General features: G+C 61.6%; 8 protein-coding genes. 3 read left to right on the top strand and 5 right to left on the bottom strand.

Annotated features, from left to right (window positions below; all coding sequences use genetic code 11):
- Positions 1–71: 71 nt before the first annotated feature.
- From EOD07_RS15180 to EOD07_RS15160, 5 genes are all read right to left on the bottom strand, one after another.
- Positions 72–728 carry a nitroreductase gene (locus tag EOD07_RS15180; protein ID WP_348627765.1) on the bottom strand — a complete coding sequence of 219 codons (657 nt, stop codon included), beginning with the start codon at positions 726–728 and terminating at the stop codon, positions 72–74.
- A gap of 77 nt (positions 729–805) precedes the next feature.
- The gene (locus EOD07_RS15175) at positions 806–2260 is read right to left on the bottom strand and encodes an amidase (protein ID WP_127236049.1); all 1455 of its coding nucleotides are present in this window, start codon (positions 2258–2260) and stop codon (positions 806–808) included.
- 65 nt (positions 2261–2325) lie between these two features.
- Positions 2326–3165 carry a polysaccharide deacetylase gene (locus EOD07_RS15170; protein WP_127236048.1) on the bottom strand — a complete coding sequence of 280 codons (840 nt, stop codon included), beginning with the start codon at positions 3163–3165 and terminating at the stop codon, positions 2326–2328.
- Complete coding sequence (locus EOD07_RS15165; protein WP_127236047.1) at positions 3162–4343, bottom strand: acyl-CoA dehydrogenase family protein; 1182 nt, start codon at positions 4341–4343, stop codon at positions 3162–3164. Before EOD07_RS15165 ends, EOD07_RS15170 begins: the two co-directional genes overlap by 4 nt.
- Positions 4340–5128, bottom strand: a complete 789-nt coding sequence (locus EOD07_RS15160; RefSeq protein WP_127236046.1) for an SDR family NAD(P)-dependent oxidoreductase — start codon at positions 5126–5128, stop codon at positions 4340–4342. The genes EOD07_RS15165 and EOD07_RS15160 overlap by 4 nt, the downstream gene beginning before the upstream one ends.
- Positions 5129–5390: 262 nt before the next feature.
- Here EOD07_RS15160 and EOD07_RS15155 point away from each other — a divergent pair, with 262 nt between their 5' ends.
- The 3 genes from EOD07_RS15155 to EOD07_RS15145 all read left to right on the top strand — a co-directional run.
- A complete protein-coding gene (locus EOD07_RS15155) occupies positions 5391–6209 on the top strand; it encodes an aspartate/glutamate racemase family protein (RefSeq protein ID WP_127236045.1) in 819 nt (272 codons plus the stop codon).
- 25 nt (positions 6210–6234) lie between these two features.
- Positions 6235–7050 carry a citryl-CoA lyase gene (locus EOD07_RS15150; RefSeq protein ID WP_127236044.1) on the top strand — a complete coding sequence of 272 codons (816 nt, stop codon included), beginning with the start codon at positions 6235–6237 and terminating at the stop codon, positions 7048–7050.
- A gap of 295 nt (positions 7051–7345) precedes the next feature.
- Positions 7346–7575 (top strand): Rid family hydrolase (locus EOD07_RS15145; RefSeq protein ID WP_348627764.1); only part of this gene is annotated, 230 nt, incomplete at its 3' end.

The raw sequence follows: 7575 nt of genomic DNA, 5'->3' as shown, positions 1-7575 counted from the left end.
TTGTTCTGGCTGAACGCCGCGAATGAGTTGCCGCGTTAGATCCCGTGCGAAGGTATCGGCTAATGGGATTTTTATTGCCGGACGAACGAAGCCACATCGCTGATTGGCGCACGTTTCATCCTGAAACTGTTCGCCGGATGGCCATCGTCTGACCAACCGAAGGCAATCCCACAAATGACGAAATGATCGGCGGGAAGCGCGATATGCTCGCGAATAACATCCGCGCGGTGGGCGATCGATCCCTGCGCGATGGTCGCAACGCCCAAAGCGTGTGCTGTAAGCATGAACAACGCGATGTACCCGCCGCTGTCAAAAACGCCTCTCATTCCCAAAGACGCATGTGAGGTGATCAAGGCGATGTGTGGGGCTCCAAAGAAACGAAAGTTCTCCAAAGCCTGCTTCCCTGAAGAGATGCGATCACCGCGCTCGATTCCAAGCGAGCCGTAGAGGGACCATCCACAATCCCTGCGTCGTTCCTGATAGACACCAAAATATTGCCCGATAGGTGGAATGTCAGACACGCCAATCGCGCCAGATGCTGCCCGCCCATACATAGCTGTCCGCAGAGAATCCAAGGCTGTACCGCTGACGATTGTCACTTTCCACGGCTGTACGTTGCAGTCGGAAGCGCTCCGCTGCGCAGTCTCCAAGATCTTCCGAATGGTCGCCTCAGGCACGGCGCGCTCTTGGAACGCCCGACAAGAGTGTCTCGAGTGAATAAGGCGCACCAGCGTATCGAAGTCTGCCTCAACCGTCTGGCTCCTCACTCGATCCTCTCCTTCTACCGAGATGCTGCAAGACGACGCTAGTTTCGGTGCGGAGACGCAACCGCTGGCATCGGCCTTCGATCGCGCCATGGCGCAATGCTTTCCAGCTGAGCGGACAGTCGCAGGAGTGTCGCCTCCGTGCCGAATCGACCGACCAACTGGATGCCGATGGGCAAATTGCCCTCGGTCCAGTGAAGGGGCACGCTCGCGGCTGGCTGGCCTGACGCGTTGATGACGGCGAGGAAGGTCGTATAGCGCCCGGCTTTCTTTCGGAACGACCTAAAATCATCGTTCATAGAGATCTCGCCGAGCTTGACGGGCGGCTGCGTCAGCGTCGGGGTCAGGATCACGTCGTAGTCGGCGAGATACGTCTCCATCAGTCGGGCGATGGAGTGAAAGCGATTGATTGCCAAGGCGTATGTCTCGGCATGCATTTCCTCGCCCAAGCGGTAGGCGTCGAGAATTGCGGGCTCGAGGAGGGTCGGCAGGTCCTTCGGACCGACAAGCCGAACGTAGCCGTTGACGGTCATGGCCACGCTTGCCGCCATCACGTCGATGATCGCGTCGACAAACGCGTCGTACTTCAGCTGAGGGAGCGGCGCCTCGATGACTTCGTGGCCCAGAGCCGCCAGATGGCGCTCGGCAGCAGCAACGGCGTCAAGGCATTCGGGCGCGATGTCGATATCGTTCCAGGCCTGCGTCCATTTCGCGACCCGAAGGGGCCGATCGAATTCGCCGTCAATGTATTCCAGGTAGGAATCGGGGCGTGTCGGCGCCGCGTAAGGCTGGCCGAGCTCCATCCCGGCGATGCCGTCGAGCGCAGCGGCCGTGTCGCGAACGGTCCGTGACAGAACGCCGTCGACGGCCAGGCCGCCCCATCCTTCGCCGCGGGCCGGGCCGTGCGGCACAAGGCCCCGAGAGGGCTTCAACCCGAAGACTCCGCAGCATGACGCGGGAATGCGTATGGAGCCTCCGCCATCGCTTCCATGCGCGACCGGCACGATGCCCAACGCGACCGCAGCGGCGGCGCCGCCGCTCGATCCGCCGGGCGAACGCGTACGGTCCCAGGGATTGAGAGTAGGCCCCCCGTTCTGCACGGCTTCAGTAGTCGGCGCCATGCAGAATTCCGGAACGGTCGTCCTCGCGAAGGAAAGGAAGCCATCGGCCACGAAGCGCGTGTTGAGCGTCGAGTCGACCTTCGCCTTCAGGCCGGCGAACAGACGCGATCCCACGTCGGAGGCAAGCTGCGTCGAGGCGAGCCCCGAATCCTTCAGGAGGAACGGCATGGCCCCGAACGTGCCCTTAAGTTCGGCCTCCGCGGCGAGCCTCCGGCCCAAATCGTAGTCCTGGTTGCACAGGGCATTGGCCGCCTGTCCCCTATCCTCGGCCAGGGAGATGGCGCAATCCATCAATTCGACGGGGCTTATCTCTCCGGCGTGAAGCAGCTTCGCGAGCGCCAGGCCGTCATGCTTTTCGTATTCGGTAGTCCGCACGTCGGTTTCGCCCTTCCAATCTTCTCACCTGCACACGTGCGCGGACGGCCGCCTGTGTCGGTTCGTCACGCGAGGCCGGGCAACAACGGGTCGCGACGCCTTGCTTCGTCCCCGAGCTTGGTGAAGCTCACGTTGGACTGCGACTGCATATGGTCGATCAATCGGGCCAGCATCCTGATGCGCGGGCCGCGTCCAATGATTTGGGGATGCATCGTCAAAGTGAAAGCGCCATCGATTATTGCCTCGTGACAATAGTCGAACTCGCCGCGCCAGCAGTCGTAAACATCGTCTGGGGTGCGCAGGCCCCCAAACAGCGGCTTGTTGATGAACGTGAAATACGGGAAATCGTCCAGCTCCCAGGCGACAGGCATCTCGATCAGCCTCGTCACCTCTCCCGGGACAAACGCCTCCTCGTCGACCCTGTCGCCGCGGCGGGCGCGATAGGGCGCGAAGTCGTCCGCCATCATGCTGCTGTCGTAAAGAAAGCCGCGCTCCACGAGCAACTCGACGCTGTCAGCAGAAAGGTCCCAGGCGGGCGAACGGTAGCCGATGGGCGTGAAGTCATTGCCAAGCACCGTGCGCAGTTTGGCTATCGACCGATCGAGAAGGCCGGCTTCGGCCTCGCGCGTGTATCCGATAGGCGTCTCGTGACAATAGCCATGAACGCCGATCTCATGCCCTTCCTCGATGATGCGGCGCGTCTGCCGGGGGAACGACACGGCGGTATGCGACGGCACGAAGAAGGTCGCCTTGACGTCCTTCTCCTGCAAGAGGTCCAGCACCCTGCCGATCCCTACGTTCGCGCCGTATTCGCCGCGGGAAACGGGCGTCGCGGTCGTCTGCTTGAAGGTGGATACCCAGAGAGAAACCGCGTCGAAGTCGAACGTGAGGCAGACGCTCGTCATGGCAGCAAACCAAGATACTGCATCTCTTCCTCGCCCTTCATCCGGCGAGAGATGACAATGCGGTTGATGTCGTTGGTGCCTTCGCCGATCGTGTAAAGCAGAGCCTCGCGATGCAGGCGCTCGACCACGTAGTCCCGAATGTAGCCGGCGCCGCCGTGGATGACGACGGCTTGATGGGCGATCTCGAGCGCGCAATCGCTCGCATACGTCTTGGCCATTGCGGTGATCATGTCGCAACGGCCGCCGCGCTCTTTCGCCGAGGCGGCCTCCATCGTCATCAACCGCGACGCGACGAGCTTCGTGGCCATGTCGGCGAGCTTCATCTGGATGGCTTGATGCTGGTCGATCGTGACACCGAACGTGACGCGTTCGGAGGCATAGCGCTTCGCCTCCAAGAGCGCGTCCGCCGCAAGTCCCGCGGCGCTCGCCGCGATCGCGACGCGACCGATCTCGAGCGAATCCATGAGCTGGGGAAAGCCCTTTCCTTCGGCGGCGCCGAGCAATTGCGCCTTCGGCACGGAAACGCCGTCCATTTCGATCTGCACGGTATCGACCAGGTGGAACGCTGTCTTCTCGAACGTCGAGGTCACCGAAACCTTCGGGTACGCCTTCTCTACGATCAGAAGGCTAATCTTGGGCTTCGTTTCTCCCGCCACGGCGGGGTGCTTCACCAACGTCAGCAGCAGCGTCGCCTTTGCGCCGTTCGTGACGTAGGTCTTGCTTGCACTCAGGTCGTAATGGTCGCCCGCATCCTTCGCCAGGCCCTTTATCGCCTGCAGATCCGAGCCGCAACCTGGCTCGGTCAGGCAAAGGGAGCCGCGATGTTCGCCAGTCGCCAGCCCAGGAAGATACCTGCTTTTCTGTTCTTCGGTACCATGCGTGGCGATCGCGTACGCCACTGTGCTGTGGCTGTTCACGTAAGCGGCGAGCGTCGTCCATCCGTTGCCGAGCACTTCCATGATGGTCGCAAGCACGCGAACGCGGGCGCCGAGTCCGCCATAGCTTTCGGGGACCGCCAGCCCGAAGAGCCCGAGCTCCATCATCTCGGTGACCAGATGCTCAGGGTATTTGCCTTCGCGTTCCAATTGCTGGACGTAAGGCCTCACCCGCTCGCTGACGAAGCGGGCGACCGTCCGGACGATCTCGTTCTCTTCCGAGGTGAGCAGTTCGCCTGTCATTTGGCGGTCCACCCACCATCCACAACGAACGAATGCCCGGTCATGTACGTCGCCTTGTCCGAGAGCAAAAACAGTATCATGTTCGCGATCTCGTCGGCCGTTCCCTTGCGCTGTTGCGGGACTGCTCTCTTTAGCCAGTCTGGATCAGCTCCAACGCCGCCCATCGGAGGCGCGTCTTCGCCAAGGATCCTTAGTGAATTGCTGCGGATCGGCGTTTCGATGGCACCGGGACAGACCGCATTCACAGCGATCCCGTCTTTAGCGTAGGCGCAGCCGAGATGCTTGGTGAGGCCGATCACCGCGTGCTTGGAGGCCGTGTAGGACGCACCGTCCGCCATGCCGACGAGCCCGCCGATCGAGGCCACATTGACGATCTTGCCGCGCCCAGCGGCCACCATGTGGCGAAGGGCCGCCCGGCACGCGAAAAACGTGCCGCGCGCGTTCACGTCCATGATCTGGTCCCACAGTCGGTCGGACGTGTCGATCCCGCTCGCGAAGCCATCGAAGATGCCTGCGTTGCAGACTAGCCCGTCGATGCGTCCATGCTTCTCGACCGCCGCATTGATGAGGGCATCCACTTGAGCGGCGTCCCTCACATCCGCCTTCTGAAAGGCAACTGACCCAAGGAGGCCTTCAGACGCGCGCAAAGTGGCGTCTGCCTCGTCTGCGAGGATGCCGCCGATGAGCACGTGGGCACCTTCCGCGGCCAGCTGCAGCACGACCGCCCGGCCGATGCCCGTTTCCCCGCCCGTGATCACGATTGCCTGGTCGCTGAGCCCTGACATTGTTTCGCCCTCCATCTGACGGCATGTGAGTTGTACCAATAGGTATGCAAAAATGAACGTCCGGTATAATTAATCAGATGCTTGACGGACGCAAGTCCCGGCGAGAGGGAAAATTTGTGCCCGTGCTCGGGGAGGGCGCGTCGGCCGAACATTGACGGAGTAGACTTTTTCGACTACTCATTCGACAAATTCGAGCCGACATCGTGTGCGCAGCTCGATGTCCCTCGCTCATCGCACTTTAGTCCATGAAAGGATGTCGGAGATGGTCCGCAGGATCAATTTCATAAATCCGTTTGGCACCACGGCGTACGATGCCCTCATTCAGGAAACGCTGTCGCACTACGCGATGGAGGGGACTAAGCTGGACGTTACCCATCTCGACGCATGCCCCGCCGACATGGACTACTTCTATCCGAAGCACATCGTCGAAGCCTCTCTGCTCGATGCCATCAAGCAGTCAGAGGAAGATGGATACGATGCCGTCATCAGCGGGTGCTGCTACGATCCCGCCGTCATGGTAGCGCGCGAACTCGTCGACATACCCGTCGTCGGGCCCTTCGAGGCGTCTCTCAATCTTCTATCTTTCTACGGCCGGACCGCAGTCATCGTGACCGATCACGTCAAGGCCGGCTCGCAAATGAAGGACAACGTCAAGCTGTACGGGGCTTCGGACCGGGTCCTCGGCCTGGATGTCATCAACTGGTACGTCCGCGATATGGTGAACGATACCGGGGCCGTCGCGCGCGATGTCGTCGAGGTCACCGCCAAGTCCATCGAAAGGACAGGCGCGGAGGCCGTGATCCTCAACTGCACGATCATCGCGGCTTCTTATCAAAAGTACCTGATGGGCGGCGGAAAACCCGCGCCGTTCCCGATCCTCAACCCGAACTTGATGGCGCTCACGATGGCTGAATCGATGGCCCACCTCCGTCAGAAGGGCGCCTACGGAATCTCGCGCCTCGGCTACTACATGCAGCCGCACAACGACCACTTCAGCGGGGTCAGCCGAAAGACCCGCGAAGCTTGGCATTCCGCTCGCCCGACACTGCAAAAGGCTTTCGCGGCCAGCGCCCAAGACTGACCGCGACCCCAACCGAAGGACGACCATGACAAAGAACACGCCGTCGCACTGGGTCTCCAGGGTGAGCGAAATCACCTCGGAAGACATCTTCATCCGCGGCTACCCGATGCGTTCGCTCGTCGGCGAACTGCCCTTCTCCGCGATCAGCTTCCTCCTGGTTCGAGGGCGGCTTCCAACCCCCGGCGAAGCCAAAATGATGGATGTCATCCTGTCGTCCATCCTCGACTACGCCCTGCAGAAATCGGGGACCATCGCGGCTCGATCGGTCGTGTCGGTGAATCCGCGGATGACGGCTGGCCTTGCCGCAGGCATGCTGGGCGCAGGCGAATACGCCGTCTCTCCGGAAGACACAGGCCGATTCATCGCCGACAGCATCCGGGCGTGGAAGGCATCCGGCGAGCCGATGGAGGCCTACGCCGAAAGGCTCGTCGCGGATTTCCGGGCAAGCAAGCGTCGGATTCCGGGCTTCGGCCATCAGGTCTTCCGCGGGACCGATCCCCGCGCCGAGAAACTGAAGGCGATCGCGATCAAGCAGGGCATTTGGGGCGAAGCGAACGAATTCTACGAAGCGGTCCATCGCGCTTTTCAGCGCGCCGCCAACAAGCCCGATCTCGTCCTCAACGATGTCGGGATGCTTGCGGCGATCATGACCCAGATGGGCTTCACCCCGCCGGAAATGACTGGGCTCGCGCTGATGTCGACGTTCCCAGGTCTGATAGCGCACATCTCGGAAGAGCTGCAGTCGGGAGTCGTCAATCGCATCATCCCCGACACGAACTCCGACTGCGCCCAAGACCACCGCGACCTCGCTCGCGACATGGAAGACTGCGGCTGGGCCTGAAAGCTCGGGCGGCGCAGCGCCCGGGCTGCATCGGCGAGCGGCGCAGGACTGATGCCATGCGCCGCTCGCTTGCGTTGCTCATCCTTCAATTCGCGAGGCTGCTCCGGCGCGTTGCGGACTTCGAGAGCGGATGCCGCGAAGCGGAGGCCGGATAAAAATACCGATTGAACAATTTATTTGACTTGCTGGTATGTTCATTCGTATGTTCGGCGACCGAGGCTGCCATCGGCAAAGAGGTCGATGCCTACCGCGCACCGCAGAGCGGGACACCAAGGGATTCACAGGGGAGAAATGCATGCCGCTCGTTCCAGCAAATCCAGAGGGTGCCGCATGGCCGGGCGTCTCGATGGGCCTAGCCGTGACAGGAAGCGGCCTCTTTCTGACGACAGGCCATACCGGAACGGACGCTCAGGGTGAGCCCGTCACGACTTCGGCAGAAGATCAGGTCGTCGCGCTTTTCGAGAATTTCAAGGCGACTCTGGCAGCGGCGGGGCTCGGCTTCGAGCACGTCGCCCAGATCAAAGC

It is taken from the genome of Mesorhizobium sp. M2C.T.Ca.TU.002.02.1.1, from assembly GCF_003997225.1.
Note: the sequence above shows the minus strand (reverse complement) of the source record. Positions and strands in the feature narration are given on the sequence as shown.